The sequence below is a fragment of the Streptomyces avermitilis MA-4680 = NBRC 14893 genome (genome assembly GCF_000009765.2).
GTDB classification, from domain to species: domain Bacteria; phylum Actinomycetota; class Actinomycetes; order Streptomycetales; family Streptomycetaceae; genus Streptomyces; species Streptomyces avermitilis.
On the sequence record NC_003155.5, the window covers coordinates 6,798,590 to 6,824,259 of the forward strand.

The 25,670-nt window shown below is 70.3% G+C and carries 25 protein-coding genes; 13 read left to right on the top strand and 12 right to left on the bottom strand.

What is annotated here, in order from left to right:
* Window positions 1-78: 78 nt before the first annotated feature.
* The 5 genes from SAVERM_RS29000 to SAVERM_RS29020 all read left to right on the top strand — a co-directional run bounded on the left by SAVERM_RS29000 (window position 79) and on the right by SAVERM_RS29020 (window position 5,524).
* Window positions 79-969 carry an ABC transporter permease gene (locus SAVERM_RS29000; RefSeq protein ID WP_010987022.1) on the top strand — a complete coding sequence of 297 codons (891 nt, stop codon included), beginning with the start codon at window positions 79-81 and terminating at the stop codon, window positions 967-969.
* On the top strand, window positions 966-1,814 hold the full coding sequence (locus SAVERM_RS43425; RefSeq protein WP_010987023.1) for an ABC transporter permease: 849 nt from the start codon (window positions 966-968) through the stop codon (window positions 1,812-1,814). Before SAVERM_RS29000 ends, SAVERM_RS43425 begins: the two co-directional genes overlap by 4 nt.
* Window positions 1,811-3,397: an ABC transporter ATP-binding protein gene (locus SAVERM_RS29010; RefSeq protein ID WP_010987024.1), complete on the top strand. Its 1,587-nt coding sequence runs from the start codon at window positions 1,811-1,813 to the stop codon at window positions 3,395-3,397. Before SAVERM_RS43425 ends, SAVERM_RS29010 begins: the two co-directional genes overlap by 4 nt.
* Window positions 3,398-3,611: 214 nt before the next feature.
* Window positions 3,612-4,808 carry a sensor histidine kinase gene (locus tag SAVERM_RS29015; RefSeq protein WP_010987025.1) on the top strand — a complete coding sequence of 399 codons (1,197 nt, stop codon included), beginning with the start codon at window positions 3,612-3,614 and terminating at the stop codon, window positions 4,806-4,808.
* Complete coding sequence (locus SAVERM_RS29020) at window positions 4,805-5,524, top strand: response regulator (RefSeq protein ID WP_010987026.1); 720 nt, start codon at window positions 4,805-4,807, stop codon at window positions 5,522-5,524. The genes SAVERM_RS29015 and SAVERM_RS29020 overlap by 4 nt, the downstream gene beginning before the upstream one ends.
* On the opposite strand, the gene SAVERM_RS29025 is transcribed toward SAVERM_RS29020, so the two are convergent.
* Both SAVERM_RS29025 and SAVERM_RS29030 read right to left on the bottom strand, forming a co-directional pair.
* Window positions 5,502-5,774, bottom strand: coding sequence for a DUF397 domain-containing protein (locus SAVERM_RS29025; RefSeq protein ID WP_010987027.1), 273 nt, complete (start codon window positions 5,772-5,774; stop codon window positions 5,502-5,504). The two genes, SAVERM_RS29020 and SAVERM_RS29025, sit on opposite strands and share 23 nt — an antisense overlap.
* The gene (locus tag SAVERM_RS29030; RefSeq protein ID WP_010987028.1) at window positions 5,756-6,589 is read right to left on the bottom strand and encodes a helix-turn-helix domain-containing protein; all 834 of its coding nucleotides are present in this window, start codon (window positions 6,587-6,589) and stop codon (window positions 5,756-5,758) included. Before SAVERM_RS29030 ends, SAVERM_RS29025 begins: the two co-directional genes overlap by 19 nt.
* A 401-nt stretch (window positions 6,590-6,990) precedes the next feature.
* On the opposite strand from SAVERM_RS29030, the gene SAVERM_RS43125 reads away from it, so the two are divergent.
* The 3 genes from SAVERM_RS43125 to SAVERM_RS29045 all read left to right on the top strand — a co-directional run bounded on the left by SAVERM_RS43125 (window position 6,991) and on the right by SAVERM_RS29045 (window position 8,963).
* Window positions 6,991-7,218, top strand: coding sequence for a hypothetical protein (locus SAVERM_RS43125; protein ID WP_010987029.1), 228 nt, complete (start codon window positions 6,991-6,993; stop codon window positions 7,216-7,218).
* 72 nt (window positions 7,219-7,290) lie between these two features.
* A complete protein-coding gene (recO, locus tag SAVERM_RS29040; RefSeq protein ID WP_010987030.1) occupies window positions 7,291-8,037 on the top strand; it encodes a DNA repair protein RecO in 747 nt (248 codons plus the stop codon).
* 68 nt (window positions 8,038-8,105) lie between these two features.
* Window positions 8,106-8,963 (top strand): isoprenyl transferase, encoded by an 858-nt coding sequence (locus SAVERM_RS29045; RefSeq protein WP_010987031.1) that lies wholly within the window; start codon window positions 8,106-8,108, stop codon window positions 8,961-8,963.
* Window positions 8,964-9,033: 70 nt separating this feature from the next.
* Here the strand turns inward: SAVERM_RS29045 and SAVERM_RS29050 are convergent, their stop codons facing one another.
* The 5 genes from SAVERM_RS29050 to SAVERM_RS29070 form a co-directional block, all read right to left on the bottom strand.
* Window positions 9,034-11,430 (bottom strand): M4 family metallopeptidase, encoded by a 2,397-nt coding sequence (locus tag SAVERM_RS29050; RefSeq protein ID WP_010987032.1) that lies wholly within the window; start codon window positions 11,428-11,430, stop codon window positions 9,034-9,036.
* A 563-nt stretch (window positions 11,431-11,993) separates the two neighbouring features.
* On the bottom strand, window positions 11,994-12,410 hold the full coding sequence (locus tag SAVERM_RS29055) for a Fur family transcriptional regulator (protein WP_010987033.1): 417 nt from the start codon (window positions 12,408-12,410) through the stop codon (window positions 11,994-11,996).
* A 58-nt stretch (window positions 12,411-12,468) separates the two neighbouring features.
* Window positions 12,469-13,365, bottom strand: a complete 897-nt coding sequence (locus tag SAVERM_RS29060) for a metal ABC transporter permease (RefSeq protein ID WP_010987034.1) — start codon at window positions 13,363-13,365, stop codon at window positions 12,469-12,471.
* Window positions 13,365-14,177, bottom strand: a complete 813-nt coding sequence (locus SAVERM_RS29065) for a metal ABC transporter ATP-binding protein (RefSeq protein ID WP_010987035.1) — start codon at window positions 14,175-14,177, stop codon at window positions 13,365-13,367. The genes SAVERM_RS29060 and SAVERM_RS29065 overlap by 1 nt, the downstream gene beginning before the upstream one ends.
* Window positions 14,178-14,194: 17 nt before the next feature.
* Window positions 14,195-15,157: a metal ABC transporter substrate-binding protein gene (locus SAVERM_RS29070; RefSeq protein ID WP_010987036.1), complete on the bottom strand. Its 963-nt coding sequence runs from the start codon at window positions 15,155-15,157 to the stop codon at window positions 14,195-14,197.
* A gap of 143 nt (window positions 15,158-15,300) precedes the next feature.
* Here SAVERM_RS29070 and SAVERM_RS29075 point away from each other — a divergent pair, with 143 nt between their 5' ends.
* Window positions 15,301-16,683, top strand: a complete 1,383-nt coding sequence (locus SAVERM_RS29075) for a glycine--tRNA ligase (RefSeq protein ID WP_010987037.1) — start codon at window positions 15,301-15,303, stop codon at window positions 16,681-16,683.
* 110 nt (window positions 16,684-16,793) lie between these two features.
* Here SAVERM_RS29075 and SAVERM_RS29080 read toward each other — a convergent pair whose 3' ends face one another.
* Window positions 16,794-17,846, bottom strand: a complete 1,053-nt coding sequence (locus SAVERM_RS29080; protein WP_010987038.1) for a chitinase — start codon at window positions 17,844-17,846, stop codon at window positions 16,794-16,796.
* A 236-nt stretch (window positions 17,847-18,082) separates the two neighbouring features.
* Between SAVERM_RS29080 and SAVERM_RS29085 the strand changes: the two genes are divergently transcribed.
* Window positions 18,083-19,099, top strand: a complete 1,017-nt coding sequence (locus SAVERM_RS29085) for an aldo/keto reductase (RefSeq protein ID WP_010987039.1) — start codon at window positions 18,083-18,085, stop codon at window positions 19,097-19,099.
* Between the two features lie 26 nt (window positions 19,100-19,125).
* A complete protein-coding gene (locus SAVERM_RS29090; RefSeq protein ID WP_010987040.1) occupies window positions 19,126-19,713 on the top strand; it encodes a TetR/AcrR family transcriptional regulator in 588 nt (195 codons plus the stop codon).
* A gap of 59 nt (window positions 19,714-19,772) precedes the next feature.
* Here the strand turns inward: SAVERM_RS29090 and SAVERM_RS29095 are convergent, their stop codons facing one another.
* Entirely contained in the window at window positions 19,773-20,597 is an 825-nt protein-coding gene (locus SAVERM_RS29095) for an SAM-dependent methyltransferase (RefSeq protein ID WP_010987041.1), read from the bottom strand.
* Window positions 20,598-21,158: 561 nt separating this feature from the next.
* Between SAVERM_RS29095 and SAVERM_RS29100 the strand changes: the two genes are divergently transcribed.
* Window positions 21,159-22,007 carry a hypothetical protein gene (locus tag SAVERM_RS29100; RefSeq protein ID WP_010987042.1) on the top strand — a complete coding sequence of 283 codons (849 nt, stop codon included), beginning with the start codon at window positions 21,159-21,161 and terminating at the stop codon, window positions 22,005-22,007.
* Between the two features lie 382 nt (window positions 22,008-22,389).
* On the top strand, window positions 22,390-24,042 hold the full coding sequence (locus SAVERM_RS29105) for a hypothetical protein (RefSeq protein WP_037645471.1): 1,653 nt from the start codon (window positions 22,390-22,392) through the stop codon (window positions 24,040-24,042).
* A gap of 165 nt (window positions 24,043-24,207) precedes the next feature.
* On the opposite strand, the gene SAVERM_RS29110 is transcribed toward SAVERM_RS29105, so the two are convergent.
* From SAVERM_RS29110 to SAVERM_RS29120, 3 genes are all read right to left on the bottom strand, one after another.
* Window positions 24,208-24,663 (bottom strand): VOC family protein, encoded by a 456-nt coding sequence (locus SAVERM_RS29110; protein ID WP_010987044.1) that lies wholly within the window; start codon window positions 24,661-24,663, stop codon window positions 24,208-24,210.
* A 93-nt stretch (window positions 24,664-24,756) separates the two neighbouring features.
* Entirely contained in the window at window positions 24,757-24,963 is a 207-nt protein-coding gene (locus SAVERM_RS29115; RefSeq protein ID WP_037645474.1) for a hypothetical protein, read from the bottom strand.
* A gap of 174 nt (window positions 24,964-25,137) precedes the next feature.
* Window positions 25,138-25,647 (bottom strand): MarR family winged helix-turn-helix transcriptional regulator, encoded by a 510-nt coding sequence (locus SAVERM_RS29120; RefSeq protein ID WP_010987046.1) that lies wholly within the window; start codon window positions 25,645-25,647, stop codon window positions 25,138-25,140.
* Window positions 25,648-25,670 lie beyond the last annotated feature (23 nt).

The window sequence follows — 25,670 nt, forward strand, 5'->3', positions numbered from 1 at the left end:
CCGTGGGCGGCCACCGTGTCGCGTCGCGTGCTGCCGCCGCTCGCCCGCGCGGGTGCGGCGCTGGCCCGCCGGGTACTCATGCTCGCGATCCTGATCGCGGCCGTGTTCGCCGCGGTGGAGCTGTTGCCCGGGGACGCGGCGAACGCGACCTCCGAGCGTGGGGACAGCGCCGCGGATGTCGCGGCACGCCGTCATCTGCTCGGCCTGGACCGGCCCCTGTGGGAACGCTTCGCCGACTGGATGACGGGTCTGCCCACCGGCGACCTGGGCACCAGCGCCCGCGGCCAGAAAGTCACCGACCTGCTGGCCGACCCCTTTCCCAACACCCTGCTGCTGGCGACGGTCGCCTTCGTCCTCACCGCCGCGCTCTCGCTGGCGCTCGGCTGCTGGACCGCCGCCCGGCCGGGCTCGATGACCGACCGGATCGTCGGCCACGCCGCCACCTCGGCGTTCGCCATCCCCGAATTCGTCGTCTCCGTCGGCCTGCTCATCGTGCTGTCGCTGTGGACGGGCTGGCTGCCCGCCGTGACCCTGACCGGTGCCGACGGTGCCCCCGCCACCTGGACCATGCTGATCATGCCGGCCCTCGCGCTGGTCATCCCGCAGACCGGATGGAACACCACCATCGTGCGCGGGGCGCTCGCCGACCAGGCGGCCACCCCGCACGTCGAGGCCGCCCAGCTCGACGGCCTGTCGCCGCACCGCGTCATCTGGCGCCACGCGCTTCCCGGAGCCGTCCCGGCCGTCGCCACCGGCCTGGCCACCTCCACCGGGATGCTGCTGGGCGGCGCGGTGGTGGTGGAGACGCTCTTCAACTACCCGGGCATCGGCAGTGTGCTGGCCGGCGCCGTCGCCAACCGCGACACCCCCCTCATCGCCGGCGTCGTCGTCTGCGCCGGCGCCGCCATCAGCCTGGTCCTGCTGGCCGCCGACGTCATCCGCGCCCGAGTCCTGGGAGCCTCCTCATGAGCGTCGCCACGACGGGCCGCAGGCCGGCCACGGCCGACGGGCGAGGCCGTGTGCTGCCCCGCGTCACGCCCGCCATCCTCCTGGTCCTGCTCGCCCTGACCGGCCCGTACCTCGCCGCCCACCCCCTGGACAAGCCCGTCACCGCCCCCTTCGCTCCCCCCGGCGACGGGGCGCCGCTGGGCGGGGACCAGCTCGGCCGCGATGTGCTCAGCCGACTGCTCCACGGCGGCACCGCCCTGATCGGCAGCGCCCTCCTGGTCGCCTTCGTCGTCACCCTGCTGGCCGCCCTGATCGGCTGTTTCGCCGTCCTGCACCCCGTCGTGGGACGCGCCGTGGAGCGGACCGCCGACGTGTTCATCCTGCTGCCGCCCGTCCTGGGCATCATGCTCATCGCACTGGCCTGGCCCGGCGGCGGTCGATGGGCCGTCATCAGCGCAGCCACCGTCCTGGGCATCCCGTACGCCGTACGCGTCGTCGCAGGCGCCGCCGCCCCCCTGGCCACCGCCGGATACGTCGAAGCCGCCCTGGCGCGCGGGGAAAGCGTCACCTACACCGCCACCCGCGAACTCCTGCCGAACCTGCGGGGCACCGTCCTCGCCCTGTTCGGCCTGCGCTTCGTCGAAGCCGTCTACGTCATCTCGATGGCCGGCTTCCTCCAGATCGGCCCCCAGCCCCCGGCCGCGGACTGGGCGCTGATGATCCGCGAGAACGCCCCGGGCATCCTCCTCAACCCGTGGGCCGTCGTCGCCCCCAGCCTGACCATCGCCCTGCTCGCCATCAGCGTCAACCTCGCGGCCACCTCCCTCGCGCCCCGCTCCGCACGCAAGGCGGTGACCACCCCGTGACCACGCCCACCCCCGCTCCGGCCACCGGCCACACCCCCGACACCCCTGCCTCCGGCGCGGCCGGAACACCCGCGACCCTGGTGACGGCGACCGACGTCGGCATCCGCATCCCCGACGGTCCCGTCCTCCTGCCCCCCACCAGCCTGACCGTCCGCGCCGGCGAGATCACCGCCCTGACCGGGGCCTCCGGTTCCGGCAAGACCACTCTGCTGCGCGCCCTGATCGGCCACCTGCCCGCCCGAGCCGCACTGGCCTGCACCGCGCTGGACGTCCTCGGCCACCACGTCCCCGGCCTCTCCCCGGCAGCACTGCGTGCACTGCGCCGCAGCAGGATCGCCTACGTCGGCCAGGACCCCGGCTCCGCGCTCAACCCGCGCATGACGATCCGCCGGCTCATCGCCGAGACCGCCACGGACGCCGGCGACCACGTCGTGCCCGACCTGCTGCGCGAATGCCGCCTCCCCACCGTGGACGGATTCCCCGACCGAAGGCCCACCGCGCTCTCCGGGGGCCAGCAGCGCCGCGTCGCGCTCGCCCGCGCCCTCGCCCGTACCCCGGACATCCTGCTTCTGGACGAGCCCACGGCCGGACTCGACGCCGCCCTGCGCGACGACATCGCCGACCTGCTGCGCCACCTGGCCACCGCACGCGGTCTGGCCATCGTCATGGCCTGCCACGACCCGAAGCTCGTCGACACCTGCGCCGACCACGTCGTACGCCTGACCGCCCCCGCACGGCCCGCCTCCGTGGCGCCTGTCTCCGTGGCGCCTGTCTCCGCGGCGCCCGCCCCCGCACCGCCCCGCGTCCCGGGCCGGCGCAGGCCGGCACCGGCACCGGTGGTGGCGGCAGGCCCGGCGAGCGCCGCGGACGAGGGGATCGCCGCACGGTCGGTCAGCGTGGTGTTCCGCGGCCGATATGGCGTACAACAGGCTCTCGACAGCGTCGACTTCACCGCTCCGCCCGGCTCGGCCACCGGGATCGTCGGGCCTTCCGGCTCGGGCAAGACCACCCTGCTGCGGGTCCTGGCCGGCCTGCACCGCCCCGACTCCGGGACGCTCACCCTCGAAGGGCAGCCGCTCGCCCACACCGCCCGCGGGCGCAGGCCCGAACATCACCGGCGCATCCAGTTCGTTCCGCAGAATCCCCTCGCCGCCCTCAACCCGTCCCGCACCGTCGGCGCCGCCCTGACCCGGCCCCTTCGCCGGCACACCCGCCTCGCCAGGGCGGAGATACCCGGCCGGATCACCGCGCTGCTCGAACAGGTGGAACTGCCCGCCGACTTCGCCCGCCGCTACCCGGCCGAACTCTCCGGCGGACAGCGCCAGCGCGTGTCCATCGCCCGGGCCCTCGCCGCCGAGCCCGACGTCCTGCTCTGCGACGAGATCACCTCCGCGCTCGACCCGGACACCGCCGTCGCCGTCATGGAAGTCCTGCGACGCCTGCGGACGGAACGCGACATGACCGTCGCCCTCGTCAGCCACGAGATACACCTGGTGGCCGCGTACACCGACACCGTGCACCTGCTCGACGCCGGACGGGTCACCGCGTACGGACCCACCGCGGCACTCCTCCCGACGGCCTGAGCACCACCGGGTGCCCCCAGTGGCCGCCCGCCTCACACATCCCGCAGGTCCACGACCACCGCCGTCACCGCCGCCGCGCCCTCCGCGGACAGCACCGACGTCAGACCGACGGCCTCCGGGGTGCGCCGCCTGCAGTCCAACGGCACGGCTGTCGACCCTGGTTGTACGTCCGCGGTCCGATGACCGCCCGCGACGGCGCGCCTACGATCGCCGTATGTCCGCCACACCGCCGCTTCCCCTGCTCAAACGCCTGCCCCCGGCTGTCTGGGTGGCCGTGACCTGGTGCGCGAGCACGCTGTTCACGCTCCTGACGACCGTCAGGTTCCCGGGCGAGACGGAGCCGGGCAAGTGGCCCGCGGCGCAGCTGTACCGCTGGGACGGCCTGACGTTCCTGGTGCTGGCCGCCGCCCTGGTCCTGACGGGCAGCCGCCGGCTGCCCGGACGGCCCCTGACCGCCCTCGCCCTGCTGCTCACCGCCGCCGGACTGGTCACCACCACCCTGGGCGTGGGGGAGGTCCCGCTGGCCCAGTTCCTGGTGGTCGACGTCGCCCTGTACTTCATCGCGGCCGGCCACCGACGCCGCACCGGCGTCATCGCCCTCTCCATGGCGCTCGCCATGCTGGTGACATGGATGGCCGTACGCCTCCTGAGTAGCTGGGACGTCGGCATGTCGGCCGAACTGGCCGTCGCCCTCGTGACCGTCATCGCCTGGCTGCTCGGCAACGCCACGCACCGCACCCGCGAGTACGCCGACAAGCTCAGCGCCCGGGCCGCCGAACAGGCCGTCACCGCCGAACGGCTGCGCATCGCCCGCGAGATGCACGACATGGTCGCCCACAGCATCGGCATCATCGCCCTCCAGGCGGGCGCGGCGGCCCGGGTCGTCACCACCCAGCCGGAGGCCGCGCGCGAGGCGATGACGGCCGTGGAGAACACGGGCCGCGAGGCACTGTCGGGGCTGCGCCGCATGCTGGGCGCCCTCCGCCAGGCCGACCACGGCGAGGCCCCGGAGGCGGCGGGTCTCGCGGACGTCGACGGCCTCGCCGCCGCGACGACGGCCGCGGGCGTCCGCGTCGACGTCCGCCGCCTGGGCGAACGCCGTCAACTCCCGCCGGACATCGACCTGTCCGCCTTCCGCATCATCCAGGAGTCCGTCACCAACGTCGTACGGCACGCCGCCACCGACTCCTGCGAGGTCTCCATCGACTACGGCGACGACGACCGGCTCTCCATCGAGGTCGCCGACCGCGGCCGTGGCAGCGGCACCCGCACCGACACCGGGTTCGGCCTGTCCGGCATGCGTGAGCGAGTCGCCCTGCTGCACGGCGAGTTCACCGCCGGCCCGCGCCCCGAGGGAGGCTTCCGGGTGACGGTCCGCCTGCCCGTCCCGGCGCCTGCGGCGGCACGATGAGCGCCGTCCGCGTCGTCCTCGCCGACGACCAGCAACTGATCCGTACGGCACTGCGCATGGTCATCGCCGACCTCGCGGACATGGACGTGGTGGGCGAGGCGGCGAACGGCGAGGAAGCGGTACGCCTCGCCGACGAACTCCGCCCCGACGTCGTCGTCATGGACATCCGCATGCCCGGCACGGACGGCATCGAGGCGACCCGCCGGATCACGGAGGCCCCCGGTGACGTCCGCATCCTCATGCTCACCACCTTCGACGACGACGACTACGTCTACGGGGCGCTGCGCGCGGGCGCGTCCGGATTCCTGGTCAAGGACATGGGTCTCGACGACATCCTGGCGGCGGTGCGGGTGGTGGCGGCGGGCGACGCGCTGATCGCCCCGGGCGTGACCCGCCGGCTGATCCAGGACTTCGTCGCCAGTCCCGAACAGCCGCGCGCCCGGCGCGAGTTGACCGAAATCACGGAACGGGAGCGGGAGGTCCTGACCCTCGTCGGCACGGGCCTGACCAACACGGAGATAGCCGAGCGCCTGTTCATCAGCGTGGCGACGGCGAAGACGTATCTGACCCGGCTGCTGGCGAAACTGGACGCGCGGGACCGGGTGCAGCTGGTGATCATCGCCTACGAGGCGGGCCTGGTGGCCCCGGCTCGCGGCGGGCGGTCCGACGATCACCGGGGAGCGGGCGGTGCGGTCACGCCGTTACGGCGCCGATGAAATCCGTCCAGGAGGCCGAGCCGATGAGGAGGACCGGGCCGTCCGGCACCTTGCTGTCGCGGACCGGGACGACGCCGGGGACTCCGTCGGCGACCTCGACGCACTCGCCGCCGTTGTCGTCGCTGTACGTGCTCTTGCGCCAGCGGGCGGCGCCGATGAAGTCGTACGCGACCTCGACGCACTCGCCGCCTTCGCCGTTGCTGTACGTGCTCTTGCGCCAGCGGGCGTTGCTCAGGTCGTACTCGCGCATCGTCTGTAGTCCTCAGCCGCCGATTCGATCAGGGCTAGGGACGTCTTCGGCGACAGCGCGGCGCCCCTGAGCAGATCGTATGCGCGCTGCGCTCGCTTCACCACCGCCGGGTCGTCCAGCAGTTCGCCCGAAAACGACGTCTCTGTATAGAGGGTTGGGGGAGCGTCGTCGAACTCCATGAGCTGCATCATCGCCGCCATTGACGCGCAGGCCCCCTCCTCGCGGGGGACCACCGTCACCAGCACCCTCCGCCCGTCCGCCAGCGCAGCAATGTGCTCCAGCTGCATGACCATGGCTGCGGGGCCTCCCACGGGTACTCGCAGGACGTTCTCGTGCAGGATCGCCCAATACTCGGGCCTTGTAGCGTCCTTGAGGATGCGGGCCCGCTCCAATCGGGCGGAGACCTTCTCTTCCACATACTCGTCGGTGACGAACGGGTTGGCCGCGATGGTCACTGCCCGCGCGTACGCGGCCGTCTGCAACAACCCTGGGATCACCGACGGAGCGAACTGACAGATCTTCGTCGCCGCCCGCTCCAGCTCCACAACCTCCGCGAAGTAATCCGCGTACCGCTTGTCGTCAATCAGCTTTCGCCATGTGCGTTCGAAAAAACCGTCGGTTTGCAGGATCTCGTCGATCCGCTGTGCCACATCCAACTGCGGTTTGCGAATGGCCTGTTCGAACTGTCCGATGTAGCCGCCCGAGACGAAGACCCGTGATCCCAACTCCACCTGGGTGAATCCCGCGTCTTCCCGGCGTCGTTTCAGCTCCGCTCCGAAGAACTCCCACGCCGCCTGTCGCGAACCGTTGGCCATGGCCAACCCCCCTTTGTGCTGCCCCGCATTTGTAGAGCACAGACTCCTGTCGAGTCTAAGCGCAGAGCGTCACCATGGAGATGCGAAGAGTGAAACCTGAAAGGGAAGGGGAGCACGGTGACGGCAGAACACACACCACTCGGGGGACGACACTCGGCGCTCTGCGTCGAAGAGGCGGAGGAAGCAGTGCAGGAATTGCGGGCAGCACTCGCAAATGTCGGAATCACGTTGCCCTCACTGCGGCTCGACCCGGCAGTCCTTGCGCGAGAGGCACCCTGCTCGCTCGTCGAACTGGGCGGCTGTTCCGTCGACGTCGCCGTCCGGCTCGCGGCGGCGCTGCGGTGAAGCCACATAGCTCACGGAACCCGCGGAACCCGCAGGACTTACGGAACCCGCAGGACTTGCAGAACCCGCAGAACCCGCCGATCGGCTCGTACGCCGTCGACACCAGAAACGGAAGAGTGGGCATCGTCATGGGGTACGAGGGACCGTACGTACAGCTGAGGCCGTACGGCGGAGGCAGGGAGTGGGACGTCGAGCCGGAGGCCGTCCGGGGCGCGACCCAGGCCGAGCGGCTCAGCGCGGCGACGGCGTACGCCAACGCACGCAGCCGGGGCGAGCTGCCTTGAAGGGAGGCCCGGCAGGGACGGAACATGCCGCCCCGGGCCGATGCGCGGGCGCCGTAGGCGAGAATGGGCCTCATGAGTCTGTTCCGCGACGACGGCATCGTGCTGCGCACCCAGAAGCTGGGTGAGGCGGACCGGATCATCACCTTGCTCACGCGTGGTCACGGACGCGTACGCGCCGTGGCGCGCGGTGTGCGGCGGACCAAGTCGAAGTTCGGGGCGCGGCTGGAGCCGTTCTCCCACGTGGACGTGCAGTTCTTCTCGCGCGGGAGCGAGCTGATCGGGCGCGGCCTGCCCCTGTGCACACAGAGCGAGACCATCGCTCCGTACGGTGGCGCCATCGTGACGGACTACGCGCGGTACACCGCCGGGACGGCCATGCTCGAGACCGCCGAGCGGTTCACCGATCACGAGGGGGAGCCCGCCGTGCAGCAGTATCTGCTGCTGGTCGGCGGGCTGCGCACGCTCGCCCGGGGGGAACACGAACCCCACCTCGTGCTCGACGCCTTCCTGCTGCGCTCCCTCGCCGTGAACGGGTACGCGCCCAGCTTCAGCAACTGCGCGAAGTGCGGAATGCCGGGGCCGAACCGGTTCTTCTCGGTGGCCGCGGGCGGCTCCGTCTGCGTCGACTGCCGGGTGCCCGGCAGCGTCGTACCCTCGGCGCAGGCGCTGGTGCTGCTCGGCGCGCTGCTGACGGGAGACTGGGAGACCGCGGACGCCTGTGAGCCGCGGTACGTCCGGGAGGGCAGCGGCCTGGTGTCGGCCTATCTGCACTGGCACCTGGAGCGCGGCCTGCGCTCCCTGCGTTACGTCGAGAAGTAGAGAAGCACGGAAGCGCAGAAGTACGGAAGCACAGAAGTACAGACACAGCTCAAGGAGACGAGAAGCACATGGTCGTACGCGGGATCCTGGGACGCCAGCGCCGCGAGTACAGGGCGCCGGAGCCGCACCCGTCCGGTGCCCGCGCGCCCAAACTCCCCGGCGAGCTGATCCCGAACCATGTCGCGTGTGTCATGGACGGGAACGGCCGGTGGGCCAAGGAGCGCGGGCTGCCGCGCACCGAGGGGCACAAGGTCGGCGAGGGCGTCGTCATGGACGTCCTCAAGGGCTGTATCGAGCTGGGCGTGAAGAACCTGTCCCTGTACGCCTTCTCGACGGAGAACTGGAAGCGGTCGCCCGAGGAGGTCCGCTTCCTGATGAACTTCAACCGGGACGTCATCCGGCGCCGGCGGGACGAGATGGACGCGCTCGGGATCCGGATCCGCTGGGTAGGCCGCATGCCGAAGCTCTGGAAGTCCGTCGTCCAGGAACTTCAGATCGCCCAGGAGCAGACCAAGGACAACGACGCCATGACGCTGTACTTCTGCGTCAACTACGGCGGCCGTGCGGAGCTCGCCGACGCGGCGAAGGCGATGGCCGAGGATGTCGCGGCCGGCCGTCTCGACCCCGCCAAGGTCAGCGAGAAGACCATCCAGAAGTACCTGTACTACCCGGACATGCCGGACGTCGACCTCTTCCTGCGCCCCAGCGGCGAGCAGCGCACCTCGAACTACCTGCTCTGGCAGTCGAGTTACGCGGAGATGGTCTTCCAGGACGTGCTGTGGCCCGACTTCGACCGGCGTGACCTGTGGCGCGCCTGCGTCGAGTACGCCTCCCGTGACCGCCGCTTCGGCGGCGCCGTTCCGAACGAGCAGCTGCTCGAGATGGAGCGGGACATGAAGGGGAGCGAAGGCGTCCAGGACGCCTGACCGTCACGACGACGGCAGCGGCACCCGGCGCTCGAAGGCGCCGGGTGCCGCTGCCGTCGTTCGTACGGGGTCAGCTGGTCGTCAGCGCCGTGTCGTCGATGACGAAGCTCGTCTGGAGCGACGAGTCCTCGACACCGCTGAACTTGAGGGCGACCGTGGTGCCCGCCAGCGAGGACAGGTCGAAGGTCTTCTGGGTGTAGCCGGAGGCGGCGTTCAGGTTGGAGTACGTCGCCAGGGTCGTCGATCCGGCGGTCACCGTCAGCTTGTCGTACTGGGTGCTGGTGGTGGTCTCCGCCGTGTCGATGTGCAGGTAGAAGGTCAGGCTGGCCTTGCAGCCGGACGGGATGGTCACCGACTGGGAGAGCGTGTCGGTGTGGGTGGAGCCGTAGCCGTCGAGCCAGGCCTTGTAGGAGCCTGCGTGGGCCGCTTCACTGCTGGAGTTGGTGATGACTCCACTGCTCGCGGTCCAGGTGGTGTTGCCTGATTCGAAGCCCGGGTTGCCGAGCAGCTGGGTGGAGGCGCAGGTGCCGCCGCCTCCGCTGGAGCTGACGGTCCAGGTGAAGCTCGCGGTGCCGGTCGCGCCGGTGCTGTCGGTCACCGTGACGGTCGTGCTGTAGGTGCCGGCCGTGGTCGGGGTGCCGGAGATCACGCCGGTGGAGCTGTTGACCGACAGGCCGGTGGGCAGGCCGGTCGCGGCGTACGTCAGTGAGCCGCTGTTGGTGCTGCTGGCCGAGACCTGGAGACTCACCGCGGTACCGACGGTGGACGACTGGCTGCCCGGGTTGGTGACCGTCACGCCGCTCGTCGGCGGGGTGACGTGGCTGCCGACGTTGATGCCCGCGAAGGCGTTCGCCACCCCCGCGTACTGGGTGGAGCTGGCGCCGTACAGGGCGGTCGCCGCGTTCAGGGCGGCGGTGCGGGCGCCGGCGTAGTTGGTGCTGGACGTCATGTACGTCGTCAGCGCCTTGTACCAGATCTGCAGGGCCGCGGCCCGGCCGATGCCGGCGACGGCGACACCGTCGGAGGTCGGGCTGTTGTAGGTGACCCCGTTGATGGTCTTGGAGCCGCTGCCCTCGGAGAGCAGGTAGAACATGTGGTTCGCCGGGCCCGAGGAGTAGTGGACGTCCAGGTTGCCGACGCCGGAGTACCAGCTGTCGGCGGAGCCGCCGTCCTTGTCGGGCTCGTCCATGTAGCGCAGCGGGGTGCCGTCGCCGTTGATGTCGATCTTCTCGCCGATGAGGTAGTCACCGACGTCGCTGCTGTTGGCGGCGTAGAACTCGACACCCGTGCCGAAGATGTCGGAGGTCGCCTCGTTCAGACCGCCGGACTCACCGGTGTAGTTCAGGCCCGCGGTGTTGGAGGTGACGCCGTGGCTCATCTCGTGGCCCGCGACGTCGAGCGAGGTGAGGGCGTGGGTGCTGCTGGTGCCGTCGCCGTAGGTCATGCAGAAGCAGTCGTCGTCCCAGAACGCGTTGACGTACGCGGTGCTGTAGTGGACGCGGGAGTAGGCCGCGACGCCGTCGTTCTTGATGCCGCTGCGGCCGAAGGTGTTCTTGTAGAAGTCCCAGGTCGTCTGCGCGCCGTAGGCGGCGTCCGCGCCGGCGGTCTGGGTGTTGGAGCCGGAGCCGGTGCCCCAGGTGTCGTCGGCGTCGGTCATCAGGGTGCCGGTGCCCGACGTGCCGTTGTTGAGGCTGTACGTCTTGTGGCCGCCGCGCGTGGTGTCGTACAGCTGGTACGTCGACCCGGACAGGGTCGTGCTCAGCGAGACCGTGCCGCTGTACTGGGTGTTGCCGGTGCCGGTCTTGACGCCCTGGTAGCGGTAGAGCTCCTTGCCGGTGGTGGCGTCCGTGATGACGTGCAGCTGGCTGGGCGTGCCGTCGTCCTGGAGTCCGCCGATCACCGTCTCCCAGGCGAGCTTGGGGGCGCCGCTGCCGGCCCAGATCACCTTGCGGGCGCTGTCGGTGGTCGCCTTCTCGGCGGCGAGGTCCTTGGCGGCCTTCAGCGCCTTGGTCACGGCGGCCGACCTGGTGAAGGACGCGGTGGTGGAGGCGACCTTGATGGTGCGCTTGTTGTTGAAGGTGCTGCTCACCGTGCCGGCGGCCAGCGAGGCGGGCGGGGTGTGCACGACGACGTCGCCGCCGAGGACCGGCAGACCGGCCCAGGTGCGCTCGTAACGCGTGTGCAGCGTGCCGTCGTTGTCCTTCACGACGTCCCGGACGACCAGCTTCTCCTTGGCGCCGAGGCCCAGGGTGGCGGCGGTCGTCGTGGTCTTCTTCGCGGCGCTCTTGAGCAGGGCGCTGTGCTGCGCGGGCGTGAGCTTGGCTTCCTGGCCGCCGGTGCGCAGGGGGCTGGGGTGCGGCGCGGCGGGCTTGGCGGTGGCCGGGACGGCCTGTATGCCGACGGTCAGAAAGGCGGTGGCGGCCATCAAGGCTCCGGCGGCGGTCGCCTTACGGGGGGTTCGTCTCACTCGTTCGTACTCCTACTGCGGCGGCCGCGTGGGGCGGCCGGTGACAGACCGGACAGACGGGGGTGTGCAGCCCGGGACGAGCTGAGCAGTGAGGTGCGCGGCCGTGGTGACGGCCAGAAGATGTGCGCGAGACGTGGGGGATGGCTGGGGGAAGGGTGGCACCATTGACCGGGGCATGTCAGCAAGGTGGCGGCAGGTCAAGGGTTATCCCTCTGCCTCCCGCCCGGACCGGCTGACCGCCGGTAGCGCGATCCGGCCATGAAGGCGGGGCGGAATGCCGCACGGGGCAGGGCGAGCTGGTCTACCGGCCGGCCGTCGGGGACTTCTCGTCGGCGCCGACGGCGGGCGGGGGAGTCGGCCGGGCGCGCTGTCCCGCGCACCCGGCGCTCATTGTCGTAGCAGCCGCGAGCGGCCTACGGGGTCTGTCCGGCAGGGCATGTTTCCGCACCGCCGTCACGGCCGCCGGACCGGCCGTGGGCACCGAAACGACGGACGCGGGTCGGGTTGCGGTCGATCATCGACCGCAACCCGACCCGCGTCCCAAGTCCCGGGAGGTCCCGGCCTCAGCTCTTCGCCGCGGCGCACTCCGCGCACGTACCGAAGATCTCCACCGTGTGCGCGACGTTCACATAGCCGTGCTCCGCCGCGATCGCCTCCGCCCACTTCTCCACGGCCGGGCCCTCGACCTCGACCGCCTTGCCGCAGACGCGGCAGACGAGGTGGTGGTGGTGCTCGCCGCTGGAGCAGCGGCGGTAGACGGACTCGCCGTCGGAGGTGCGCAGCACGTCGACCTCGCCCGCGTCGGCGAGGTTCTGCAGCGTGCGGTACACGGTGGTGAGCCCTACGGAGTCGCCTTTGTGCTTGAGCATGTCGTGGAGCTCCTGCGCACTGCGGAACTCGTCCACCTCGTCGAGCGCCGCCGCCACGGCGGCACGCTGCCGGGTGGAGCGGCCCCGAACGGGCGATCCAGCGGTTGTCACCGTTGCCTCCTCACGTCTGCCCTTGCCCGGCCATTGTGCCAGCCCGGACTGTGCGTGGTCAGACGCCGACCTTCCGTTCCGGGCTACGGGTGGCCGGAATCGTGCACTCGGCCGGGTCGCCGGTCTCCTGTGCGGCGGCCCGTGCCCTGCGGCGCGCCAGTGGTGTCGCCAGCGCCGTCAGCAGGATGAACGCGCCGATGGCCAGCAGGACGATCGTCGCGCCGGGCGGCACGTTCCGGTAGTACGTGGTCACCGTGCCGCCGATGGTCACGCTCACCCCGATCGCCACCGCGATGGCGAAGGTGGCGGCGAAGCTCCGGCTGAGCTGCTGCGCGGCCGCGACCGGCACCACCATCAGGGCGGAGACGAGCAGCAGGCCGACGATCCGCATGGCGACCGTGACGGTGACCGCCGCCGTGACGGCCGTGAGCAGGTTCAGGGCGCGCACCGGAAGGCCGGTCACCCGCGCGAACTCCTCGTCCTGGCTGACCGCGAACAACTGCCGGCGCAGGCCGAGGGTGACGAGCAGGACGAAGGCCGCCAGCAGGCAGATGGCCGTCACGTCCTCCTGCGAGACCGTCGTGAGCGAGCCGAAGAGGTACGACATGAGGTTGGTGTTGCTGCCGCCCGGCGCGAGGTTGATCAGCATCACACCGCCCGCCATGCCCCCGTAGAAGAGCATCGCGAGCGCGATGTCGCCGCGCGTTTTGCCGTACCAGCGGATCAGCTCCATGAGGACCGCGCCGAGCACGGAGACGGCCGTCGCCATCCACACCGGGGACCAGGACAGCAGGAAGCCGAGGCCGACGCCCGTCATCGCCACGTGGCCGATGCCGTCGCCCATCAGGGCCTGGCGGCGCTGCACCAGGTAGATGCCGACGGCGGGCGCGGTGATGCCCACGAGGACGGCGGCGAGCAGGGCCCGCTGCATGAAGGCGTAGTCGAGGAAGGTCATCAGCTCAGCAGTCCCGTCCGGATCGGTTCGGCGTCGTGAGCCGCGTGCGGGTGTACGTGGTCGTGGCCGGGCAGCGCGTGCTGGCCGACCGCCTGCGGGGGCGGGCCGTCGTGCAGGACGCAGCCGTCGCGCAGGACGACCGCGCGGTCGATCAGCGGCTCCAGGGGGCCCAACTCGTGCAGGACCAGCAGCACGCTCGTGCCCCGGGACACCTGCTCGCGCAGGGTCGCCGCGAGGATCTCCTGGCTGGCCAGGTCGACGCCCGCCATCGGCTCGTCCATGATCAGGAGTTCGGGTTCGGAGGCGAGGGCGCGGGCGATCAGCACGCGCTGGTGCTGGCCGCCGGAGAGCGCGTCGACGGAGTCCTTGGCGCGGTCGGCCATGCCGACGAGTTCCAGGGCCCGCCGCACGGCCTGGTGGTCGGCCTTGCGCAGCATGCCGAAGCGGGCGCGGGAGAGCCGGCCCGAGGCGACGATCTCGGTCACCGTGGCGGGCACGCCGCCCGCCGCCGTGGTGCGCTGCGGCACGTATCCGACGCGCTTCCAGTCGCGGAAGCCGCGGCGTGGGGTGCCGAACAGCTCGATCTCGCCGCCGCTGACCGGTACCTGGCCGATGATGCTGCGTACGGCGGTGGACTTGCCGGAACCGTTGGCGCCGAGCAGCGCGACGACCTCACCGCGGTGCACGGCGAGGTCGATGCCGCGCAGCACCGGGCGCGAGCCCAGCTCGGCGCGTACACCGCGCAGGGATATGACGGGGTCGTTCGCACCGCCTATGCCGTCCACGCCGTCCATGCCGCCCACACCGTCCATGCCGTCCTCCGTAAAGATCACTTGGCACCCAGGGCTGTCCGCAGCGCCTTGAGGTTGGACTCCATGACCTGGAAGTAGTCGGTGCCCCGGGACTTCTCGGTGATGCCCTCGATCGGGTCGAGGACGTCCGTCCTGAGCCGGGCGTCCTTGGCGACGGTCTTCGCGGTCTTGTCGCTGACGAGCGTCTCGTAGAAGACCGTCGAGACGCCGTCCGCCTGCGCCATCTTCTCAAGCTCCTTCACGCGGTTCCCGCTGGGCTCCGACTCCGGGTCCAGGCCGCTGATGGCCTCCTCGGTGAGGCCGTAGCGCTCGGCGAGGTAGCCGAAGGCGGCGTGGGTGGTGATGAAGACCTTGGTCCCGGTGTTCTTCAGCCCGTCCGCGTACCGCGTGTCGAGGCCGTCCAGCTTCTCGACCAGCGCGGCGGTGTTCTTCCGGTAGTCCGCGGCGTGCTCGGGGTCGGCCTTCGCGAGGGCCTTGCCGACGCCCTGGGCGACCTCGGAGTACTTCACGGGGTCGAGCCAGATGTGCGGGTCCGTGCCGCCGGACTCCTCGCCCTTGGTGTCGTCGTGCGCGGCCGCGTGCCCGCCGACCTCGTTGCCGTGCTTCTCCAGCGTGGTCAGCGACGCGGCGTCGATCTTCGTCCTGACCCCGGACTGCGCGACGGCGTCGTCGACGGCGGGCTGGAGGTTCTTGAGGTAGAGGACCGCGTCCGACTTCTCGAGCTGCACGGTCTGCTGGGCGCTGATCTCCAGGTCGTGCGGCTCCTGGCCGGGCTGGGTCAGACTGGTGACCCGCACATGCTTCCCGCCGATCTGCTCGGCGAGATACTGCATGGGGTAGAACGACGCCACCACGTCGAGCTTTCCGCCGTTCCCGCCGTCGGCCGCGGTCGAGTCCGAGCAGGCGGAGAGCGTGCCGAGACCGAGAAGGGTGGTCGCGGCCACGGCGGTCCCGGGTATGAGGCGTCGTCGTACGTTCATGACAGTCATTTTCAACAAAACTGGAAACGATTGTCAACAAGGCTTCTGTCCCGGATGGTGACCCCAACCGATTTGATACGGGGGTGGGCGGCGCCGGTAACCTGAAGCATTCGCTGCCGTCCGTTCGTAATGAAGAGAGCACCGTGGCCGCCGACAAGATCGACACCATCGTCAGCCTGAGCAAGCGCCGTGGCTTCGTTTTCCCCTGTAGTGAGATCTACGGTGGCCAGAAGGCCGCCTGGGACTACGGCCCGCTCGGCGTCGAGCTCAAGGAGAACATCAAGCGCCAGTGGTGGCGTTACATGGTCACCTCCCGTGAGGACGTCGTCGGTATCGACTCGTCGGTGATCCTTGCGACCGAGGTCTGGGTCGCGTCGGGGCACGTCGCCACCTTCTCCGACCCGCTCACCGAGTGCACCTCCTGCCACAAGCGCTACCGCGCCGACCACCTGGAGGAGGCCTACGAGGCGAAGCACAACCGCTCCCCGGAGAACGGCCTCGCCGACATCAACTGCCCCAACTGCGGCAACAAGGGCCAGTTCACCGAGCCCAAGCAGTTCTCGGGTCTGCTCTCCACGCACCTCGGCCCCACGCAGGACAGCGGCTCCGTCGCCTACCTGCGCCCCGAGACCGCGCAGGGCATCTTCACCAACTTCGCCCAGGTCCAGCAGACCTCGCGCCGCAAGCCGCCGTTCGGCATCGCGCAGATGGGCAAGTCCTTCCGCAACGAGATCACGCCCGGCAACTTCATCTTCCGCACCCGCGAGTTCGAGCAGATGGAGATGGAGTTCTTCGTCAAGCCGGGCGAGGACGAGAAGTGGCAGGAGTTCTGGATGCAGGAGCGCTGGAACTGGTACACCGGCCTCGGTCTCCGTGAGGAGAACATGCGCTGGTACGACCACCCGGCCGAGAAGCTCTCGCACTACTCCAAGCGCACCGCCGACATCGAGTACCGCTTCCAGTTCGGCGGCAACGAGTGGGGCGAGCTGGAGGGTGTCGCCAACCGCACGGACTACGACCTGTCCGCGCACGCCAAGGCCTCCGGCCAGGACCTCTCCTACTTCGACCAGGAGGCCGGCGAGCGCTGGACTCCGTACGTCATCGAGCCCGCCGCCGGTGTCGGCCGCGCGATGCTCGCGTTCCTGCTGGACGCGTACGTCGAGGACGAGGCGCCGAACGCCAAGGGCAAGATGGAGAAGCGCACGGTGCTGCGCCTCGACCCGCGGCTGTCCCCGGTGAAGGTCGCGGTGCTGCCGCTCTCCCGCAACCCGGAGCTGTCCCCGAAGGCCAAGGGCCTCGCCACCGCGCTGCGCCAGCACTGGAACATCGAGTTCGACGACGCGGGCGCCATCGGCCGCCGCTACCGCCGCCAGGACGAGATCGGCACGCCGTTCTGCGTCACGGTCGACTTCGACACGCTCGACGACAACGCGGTGACGGTCCGCGAGCGTGACTCGATGAAGCAGGAGCGGGTCTCTCTCGACCAGATCGAGGGCTACCTCGCCGCGCGCCTGATCGGCTGCTGACCTCCGTTCCGGCGCGAAAGCCCCCGGTTTCCCGTGAGTACGGGAAACCGGGGGCTTTCGCATGGGAGGTCAACGGCGTTGCAAGCCCTTGTGACGGCCTCGCGGGGGCTTCAACGGCCTTGCAGCGCCTTCACGTTGTCGCCGAACGTCCAGTTCTTCGAGCCGTCCCAGTTGATCGACCAGGTCATCAGGCCCTTGAGGCCGCTGCCGTAGTGCCGCCAGGCCTGGGAGACGAGGCTCGGTGACATATAGCCGCCTCCGGCGCCCGACTGGGCGGGCAGACCCGGGACCTGCTTGTCGTACGGCACCCTGACGGTGGTGCCCTGGACGACCAGCCCCTTGTTCAGGCAGTCGGTCTGGGCGGTGAAGCCCTGCACGGTGCCGGCGGAGTACGAGTCGCCGGAGCAGCCGTACATGCTGCCGTTGTAGTACTGCATGTTCAGCCACCACAGGCGGCCGTTGTCGGCGTACTTCTTGACGATCGGCAGGTACGCGCCCCAGATCGAGCCGTAGGCGACGCTGCCGCCGGTGACGTACGCGGTCTCCGGGGCCATGGTCAGCCCGAAGTTGGACGGCATCTGGCCCAGCACCCCGTCGATGATGCGGATCAAGTTGGCCTGCGAGGCGGAGAGTTGGCCGATGTTGCCGCTGCCGACGAGACCCGTCTCGATGTCGATGTCGATGCCGTCGAAGTTGTACTTCTTCAGGAGGGGGACGATCGTCGCGACGAACCTGTCGGCGACGGCGGACGAGCTGAGGTCGATCCCGGCCGCAGCCCCGCCGATGGACAGCAGGATCGTCTGCCCGGACGCCTTGGCCTGGCACATCTCGGCCGGCGTCGCGACCTTCACGCCCGTGTCCATGCCGTCCTCCCACAGCGCGGTGCCGTCGGAGCGGATGACCGGGAACGCGGCGTTGATCACGTTGTAGCCGTGCGCGGCGATACGGGAGTCGGTGATCGGGGTCCAGCCGAAGGGCGGGTGCACTCCGTTGGAAGAGCCGTCCCAGTTCTCCCAGTAGCCCTGGAGAACCTTGCCGGACGGGCGGGACTTCACGGCGCAGGTGTCGGCCGCCGATGCGGTGGGGGCGGTGGCGATCGACAGTGGGGTCAGGACGGCTGCGGTCAGCGCGACGGCGAGCAGGCGCAGCTTCCGACGGATCATTCGGGCCTCCCGGTGGGGGTGCGGTGAGGTGTCGTAGGCATGACACTGCTCTTGGTCCAGACCTTTCGTCAATAGGTCTGGACCAGAGGGGCAGGGCGTCCGGTCTCGAGTGGCAGGTGAGAGGTAACAGATGACAGCTGACAGATATTGAAATCTGTCAGCTGTCATGGCAGGGTGGATGACACGACAGCCCACCCGGCGACCCCCCTCCCGCCGGGAAACCCCAAGGAGCCCTCATGCGCACCCGCCCCCTCGGATCCACCGGCCCCCAGGTCTCCGCCCTCGGCCTCGGCTGCATGGGCATGTCCTCGTTGTACGGCGAGGCCGACCGGGCCGAGTCCGTCGCCACGATCCACGCCGCCCTCGAAGCGGGCGTGACCCTGCTCGACACCGGTGACTTCTACGCCATGGGCCACAACGAGATGCTGATCGGCGAGGCGCTCCGCACGGCGCCCGCCGGCCTGCGCGAACAGGCTCTGACCAGCGTCAAGTTCGGCGCGCTGCGCGGCCCGGACGGCAACTGGATCGGATACGACGGCCGCCCCGCCGCCGTGCAGAACTTCGCCGCGTACTCGCTCCAGCGCCTCGGCGTGGACCACATCGACGTCTACCGGATCGCCCGGGTCGACCCCGACGTACCGATCGAGGAGACGGTCGGCGCGATCGCCGAGCTGGTGGAGAAGGGATACGTGAAGCACATCGGCCTGAGCGAGGTCGGCGCCGAGACGATCCGCCGAGCCGCGGCCACCGCCCCGATCTCGGACGTCCAGATCGAGTACTCCCTCATCTCCCGCGGTATCGAGGACCGCATCCTGCCCACCACCCGGGAACTGGGCATCGCCATAACCGCGTACGGCGTCCTCTCCCGCGGTCTGATCTCCGGCCACTTCACCCGCGACCGGCAGCTGGCCGCGACGGACTTCCGCGCCTTCTCGCCCCGCTTCCAGGGGGAGAACCTGGACCACAACCTCACTCTGGTCGAGGCGCTGCGGAAGATCGCCGAGCAGAAGGGCGTCAGTGTCGCGCAGCTCGCCATCGCCTGGGTGCTGTCGCGGGGCCAGCGGCACAACACGGACATCGTGCCGCTGATCGGGGCCCGTACCCGGGAGCGGCTGTCGGAGGCGCTGGGCGCGCTGGAGGTGACGCTGGACGACGCCGACCTGAACGCGATCGAGGCGGCCGTACCGGCGGACTCCGCCGCGGGCGAGCGCTACCCGCAGGCGCAGATGGCGCACCTCGACAGCGAGCGCTGACGGCAGCGCCGGGTACGGTCGTCGTCATGGCACCGAGTACCGAGACCCTGACCGCCGAGCGCATCCTCGAAGCGACCGAGGAGGTGCTGCGCCGCCACGGTCCGGCGAAGGCCACGGTGGTGGACGTGGCCCGCGCGCTCGGCGTCAGCCACGGGAGTGTGTACCGCCACTTCCGTACGAAGGCCGCACTGCGGGAGGCGGTGACCCAGCGCTGGCTGGACCGTACGGCCAAGGCGCTGTCGGGCATCGTCGCGGAGGACCGTGATCCGCAGGAGCGGCTGCTGGACTGGTTCTCGGCGCTGTTCGCCGCCAAGCGCCACAAGGCGGGCGACGACCCGGAGCTGTTCGCCACCTTCATGGTGCTGACCGGTGAGAGCAGTGGGGTCGTCGACGACCACATAGCGGACCTGACCGGCCAGATCGCCGCGATCGTCCGCGACGGTGTGGCCCGTGGCACGTTCGCGGCGTCCGACCCGGTGGTCGCGGCCCGCGCCCTCTTCCAGGCCACGGGCCGCTTCCACGACCCGTGCTACGCCCGGGAGTGGGAACAGCCCGGCATCGAGGCCGAGTTCGACGCGCTCCTGGAGCTGGTACTGCGGGGGCTGCGGGCCTGACCGGCCGGCTCCCCGGCGGTGCGACCGTCAGGGATTGCGGCCTGCTACCAGGGATCGCGTCAGGGCTTGCGGGCGAGGCCGCCGTGCTGACCGATCGGGGCGGGGGCGGGGGCGTCGGCCCCGGATTCCTCCGGACGCCACAGCGGTACGGAGACGACGCCCGGCTCCACGAGTTCCAGGCCGTCGAAGAACGCCTCGATCCGCGCCACCGGCCGCAGGAAGTACGGGACCGCGCCGGTCTCGTTGTAGCCGTCCTGGGCTCGCTCGTAGTCCGGGTCGGTCCCCCGGGAGCCGTCGTTGACGGACAGATAGCTGCCGGAGGGCAGGCCGTCCAGCAGGCGCCGGACGATGGAGCGTGCCTCGTCGTAGTCCGGGACGTGCCCCAGGATGCCGCTGAGGATGAGGGCGGTCGGACGGGTGAGGTCCAGCGTCTCGGCGGCGGCCGCCAGGATGCGGTCGGGCTCGTACAGACTGACGTCCACGTACGAGGTCGCCCCCTGCGGGGTGGAGCGGAGCAGGGCGCGGGCGTGCGCGAGGATCATCGGGTCGTTGTCGACGTAGACGATCCTGGACTCCGGCGCGATTCCCTGGGCGACCTCGTGGGTGTTGTCCACGGTCGGCAGCCCCGTCCCGACGTCCAGGAACTGCCGGATGCCCGCCTCGGCGACCAGATGGCGGATGCTGCGGCGCAGGAAGGCGCGGCTGCTGCGGGCGATGGTCACGATGCCGGGGTACACGGCGCTGTAGGCGTCGCCGGCCGCCTCGTCCACCGCGTAGTTGTCCTTGCCGCCCAGCCAGTAGTTCCAGATCCGGGCCGAGTGCGGCACCGAGGTGTCGAACTCCGGCCGCGCCTGCGCGCCGGGAGCGGTCGTGTGGTCGGTCATGGGGCGGGGTCTCCTCGGCCGGGGCGATGACGGTGGTGACTGCGGTCGGCTTCCAACGTAGAGCCCAACGTCCGCCGCACGCAGGACAGTTCCTGGGGCCTGATGCCGCCGTTGTGATCCGGCGGTCGTGTTCATTGGGCCATGCGGGGCTCCGGAGACTTGTCGGCGTGACGTGGGTTTTCGGGTCTCGTTGAGTGACTGGCCCCCTGTTCCTGCCGAACGAGGAGAGCGGAGTGCGCGGACCGGCGGCGGCTCGGCAGAGGCCGTGGCGACGGGCAGTGATACGAACCCCGAGCAGCCCCGGGACCGACGTCGTCGACCCGGGGGGGGGCGAAAGGCCGACTCGGCCGCAGCGTCTCCTCACCGAAGCGACGGGTAGCCCCCCGGGGCCGCCCGAACCCCTCCCTCGGGCGGCCCGCCATCACATGGACATGGACGGACCATGACTTTTCGACCGGCCGGGCGTTACCCGCCCATGACGAGTGCTCCGGCCACGCGCGGCCGGAGCACTCGTCATGGCGGGTAACGCAGGCCCGACGGACACCGACAAGGAGAGCTGGCATGGGACAGCGAGGACGGCACGCGGCGCCCAGGGCAGGAATGCAGAGAGTCCGCCGGGTGGCGGCCGTGGTGCTTGCCGCCGGTGCACTGGCATCCGCCGGCACCAGTGCCGCGTTTGCCGACATGCTCGAAGACATCCCCCTGAGCGGTGAGCAGAACATCGACCAGGTCGGGGCGCAGAACCTGGCCTGCGGCAACTCCGCCCGGCTGGTCAGGCTCAACGTCGCGCAGATCGAGCACCGCGACCGCGTCTGCACCGATGACGACGGCCACACCGGCCACAACAGCGCCCACGCCGGCGGGGCCCGGGCCGAGGGGGGTACCACGCTGGGCCCGCAGGGCAACACCGCTCAGACGGGCAAGCAGAACCTCGCCTGCGGCAACTCCGCCGACCTGGTCACCGTCAACGTGACCGGGGACATGTACTGGGACACCACCTGCGTGGTCACCGACGACGGCCATCACCACCACGGCGGCCACCAGCAGGGTGCGCACGCCGAGGGGGCCCGGGCCGTGGGTGGCACCAGCGTGGGGCCGCAGGCCAACACCGCCCAGACCGGTCGGCAGAACCTCTACTGCGGCAACTCCGCCGACGCCCTCACCGTCAACGTGATGGGCACCATCAGCAAGCACACCACGTGCGCCGCCGCCGACCGCTCCTCCCACGGTTCCGGCGACACCGACCACGGTCGGGCCTCGGTCCTGCCCGGCCAGGCGGTCGGCCCGGAGGCCAACGCCGCCCAGAACGGCAACCAGAACCAGACCTGCGGCAACCCCGGTACCGGCGTGGACGTCCCCCTCGGCCGGACCACACGCCAGACCAGCTGCACCGTCCACGCAGGTGCCTGATCAACCCGTACCGGCTCCCTGAGCCACGCACCCTGGCGTACGCCGCTTTCCGCCACTTCGCCGCTGAGCCGAGGCGTGCGTCGAGGACCTCGGTCGGCAGGCGGAACTCGCCGTGTTATGGGGGTAATTCCACTACCGTCCGAGTTAATCCGGACAAGGACCCCGTGTCCGTCTTGTCCTTTCGGCGTTGCCTGGTGAGTGACGGCCGTCGTACGGGCCGTCGAGGAGATCAACTGAGCTGGGAGGCGTCGTGCGCGCGGGAAAAGCCAGGTGCGTAGCGGTTGCGGTGGCCGTCGTTGGCGGAGTGATGTCGGTGGCCTGCGGGCCGGCCGGTGCGGACACTCCTGGAGCCAGGGCGGAGGGAGGAAGCGGCACGGGGGATGTGTTTCAGACGAACGTCGCGCAGGAGGGGCGTCAGAACAACCACTGTTCCAACGTGACCGGTGACGAGACGGTGGATCTGACCGGCGGGCGGCTGCAGGGGCGCTGCGTGACCGAGGACGGCTCCTTCAATGGGTTCTCCAAGGTGCACACCGGTCCCGCCGACGCCAAGGGCGGGGGCGGGACCACCCGGCTCGCCCAGCAGAACGTCGCGCAGCGTGGCCGCCAGAACAACGACTGCGCCAGCCGGAACACGTTTTCGCTGACGGCGAGCGGTGACAAGATCCAAAGTAACTGTGCCGACGAAGACACCTCCGTCAGCGACCACACGTACTCCCAGGGGCGCGGGGCCTCCGCCGAGGGCCGCTCGGGCGGGAACTTCGACCAGCAGAACGTCGCCCAGGCAGGTCGGCAGAACAACATCTGCGACAGCCCCGACTATGTGTTCCCCGACCTGACGGGCAGCCGGTTCGACACCGACTGCACGAACAAGGACGCCTCGGTGAGCCGGCACACCTCGGACAAGAGCGGTGGCGCCCAGGCCCGTGGGGCACAGGCAGGCTCCTCCGAGGTGCAGGACATCGCCCAGGAAGGCCGGCAGAACAACTTCTGCGCCAACCCCAACTCCACGGACGCCGACCCGGTGTCGGACAGCCGTGTCGACGCCGACTGCGCGAACAAGGACGCCTCGCTGAGCGAGAAAACCCGGCACAAGGGCGGTGGCGCCCAGGCCAAGGGAGGAGCTCTGGCCCAGGAGCAGCAGAACATCGCCCAGGAAGGCCGGCAGAACAACAGCTGCGCCAACCCCAACGTCTCCACTCTCGACCTCAGCGGTGCGCGGACCGACACCGACTGCGTGAACAAGGACGTCTCCCGCACCAAGCACAGTCTGGTCAAGGGCGGCCCGGCCCGCGCCGAGGGCGGTTCCGGCGAAGACGTGTTCCAGCAGAACATCGCGCAGGAAGGCCGCCAGAACAACGCCTGCGACAACGCCAACGACTCGGACATCACCGCGACTGGTGGGCGGTCCAAGAACCGGTGCGCCACGGTCGATGGCTCCAAGAACCGCCACACCGTGGAGACCAGCCGTGGCGCCGCGGCCGTGGGAGGCTCCGGCGTTGCGGACCTGTCCCAGCAGAACATCGCGCAGTCCGGTCGGCAGAACAACGCCTGCGCCAACGCCAACGACTCGGACATCACCGCGACTGGTGGGCGGTCCAAGAACCGGTGCGCCACGGTCGATGGCTCCAAGAACCGCCACACCGTGGAGACCAGCCGTGGTGCCGAGGCCGTGGGAGGCCCCAGTGCGGCGGACCTGTCCCAGCAGAACATCGCCCAGGAAGGCCGGCAGAACAACGCCTGCGCCAACCACAACGGCCTGAACGCGGACGTCACCGGTGCCCGCCAGGACACGGCGTGCGTGACGGTGGACCGCTCCGTGAACGCGGGCACGAAGAAGTCCAGCGGCGGTGCGAGCGTTGAAGGCGGCTCCAGCGTGGCGGACCTGTTCCAGCAGAACATCGCCCAGGAAGGCCGGCAGAACAACGCCTGCGGCAACACCAACAACCTCACCCTCACCGCCAACGGCGGCAGCACTCAGAACCAGTGCGTCGCCGTCGACCGTTCCGTCAACATCGGGACGCAGGAGGACTGAACTCCTCGGTGAGCTCGCACGTCTGGGGCGGCACCGAGCCCTCGGGCAGGGTGGCCGTCCACCCGCCCGCGGACCCGGCGCCGCCCCAGACGTGTCCGCGCCCCCTCGCCAGGTCGCCGGTCGCCCACGGCCACTGAGGCACATCGCACCTGCTCGTCCAGGTGACTAGGCGACGCAGAACTCGTTGCCCTCCGGGTCCCGCATGATCCACCAGTGTCCCGCCGGTCCCTGGTCCACCTCGCGCAGACGGTCGGCGCCCAGGGACTCCAGACGCGCGACGAGTGCGTCCCGGCCGCCCGGTTCGGCGTGGACGTCCAGGTGCAGACGGTTCTTCACCGTCTTGGCCTCGGGGACGTCCTGGAAGAGGATGCGCCGGCCCTGGCCGATGCCGGTCGCCTTCTCGTGCGGGTCCTGCGGGTGGCGGATGGCCGCGAAGCCGCGGAAGACGCGGCGGCCGTCGTGCTCCGTGACCGCCGCCTCGGGGAGCCGGCCCGTCGCCAGCAGGCCGGCGATCAGGTCGCTGTTGTCCTCCACCTCGTACTCGAGGGCCGCCGCCCAGAAGTCCGCCAGGGAGAGGGCGTCCTGCGTGTCGATGACCAGTTTCCAATGGAGTGCTGTCATGTCATCGGTTATATCTCGTGTACGTCGACGCCTCGCCGTGCCGGGGAACGGCGGGCGCGGGCACGGGCCCTGGCATGGACCCGGGTGCCGGGCTCACGCCCCCGTCGGGTCCACCGTCGCCTGATGGGCCTCCGCGAGGTGTTCCTCCGCCTTCAGCCACGGCAGGAACTGCGCCCCCTGGCGCCAGCCGCATGTGCCACACCTGATCACGCGCTGCACCCCCGCCCGCTGGACGTGCACGATGTGCACGCGTCCGTGCTGGTCCCAGCGGCTGACCTTGCTCGTGTTGATCTGCGGCATGACGCCTCCAGCGTCCAGGAACACCTGTCTGCGATCCGGTCCGATGCCTGCCCGCACATCCGTCCGTACTGTCCGTCCGTACTGTCCGCGTGCGCTGCCCGTCCGCTCGCGCAGCAAGGAGTGTGCAGCATCGGAAAGATCAACGGGGTTAATTGCGCGGCGAGTTGACCGCCGTCACGGTGTGCTCATCGCCTGTTGCGCCGCGTCGTCCCGCGTGACGATGCGCCGCATCAGGCCGATCAGGGTGTCCCGTTCCGTCTCCGTCAGCGCGTCGAGGAACTCGGTCTGGGAGCGGCCGGCGAGCGCCTTCAGCTCGCCCAGCCGCTCCGTTCCCTCCGAGGTGAGGGCGACCCGCTGGCGGCGGCGGTCGCGCGGGTCGCGTTCACGGCGTACGAGCCGCTGCGTCTCGACCTGGTCGAGGTAACCGACCAGATGGCTGCGGTTGAGGCCGAGGCGGTCGGCCAGTTCGTGCTGGGGGAGCGGGCCGAAGTCGCCGAGCCCCACCAGTACCGCGAAGTGCGGGAGCCGCAGGTCGTACTCCTTGAGCGCCTCGACCAGCGCCCGGTGTCCGATCCGGGCGACATGGCCCGCGAGATAGGAGGGGAGTGCGAGGAGCGTGGGCGGGCGCAGGGGGGTGAAGTCTGCTTCTTCGGATTTCTCGGATTCTTCGGGCTTCACTGCCATGCCGTGACCCTACCCTCGACGTA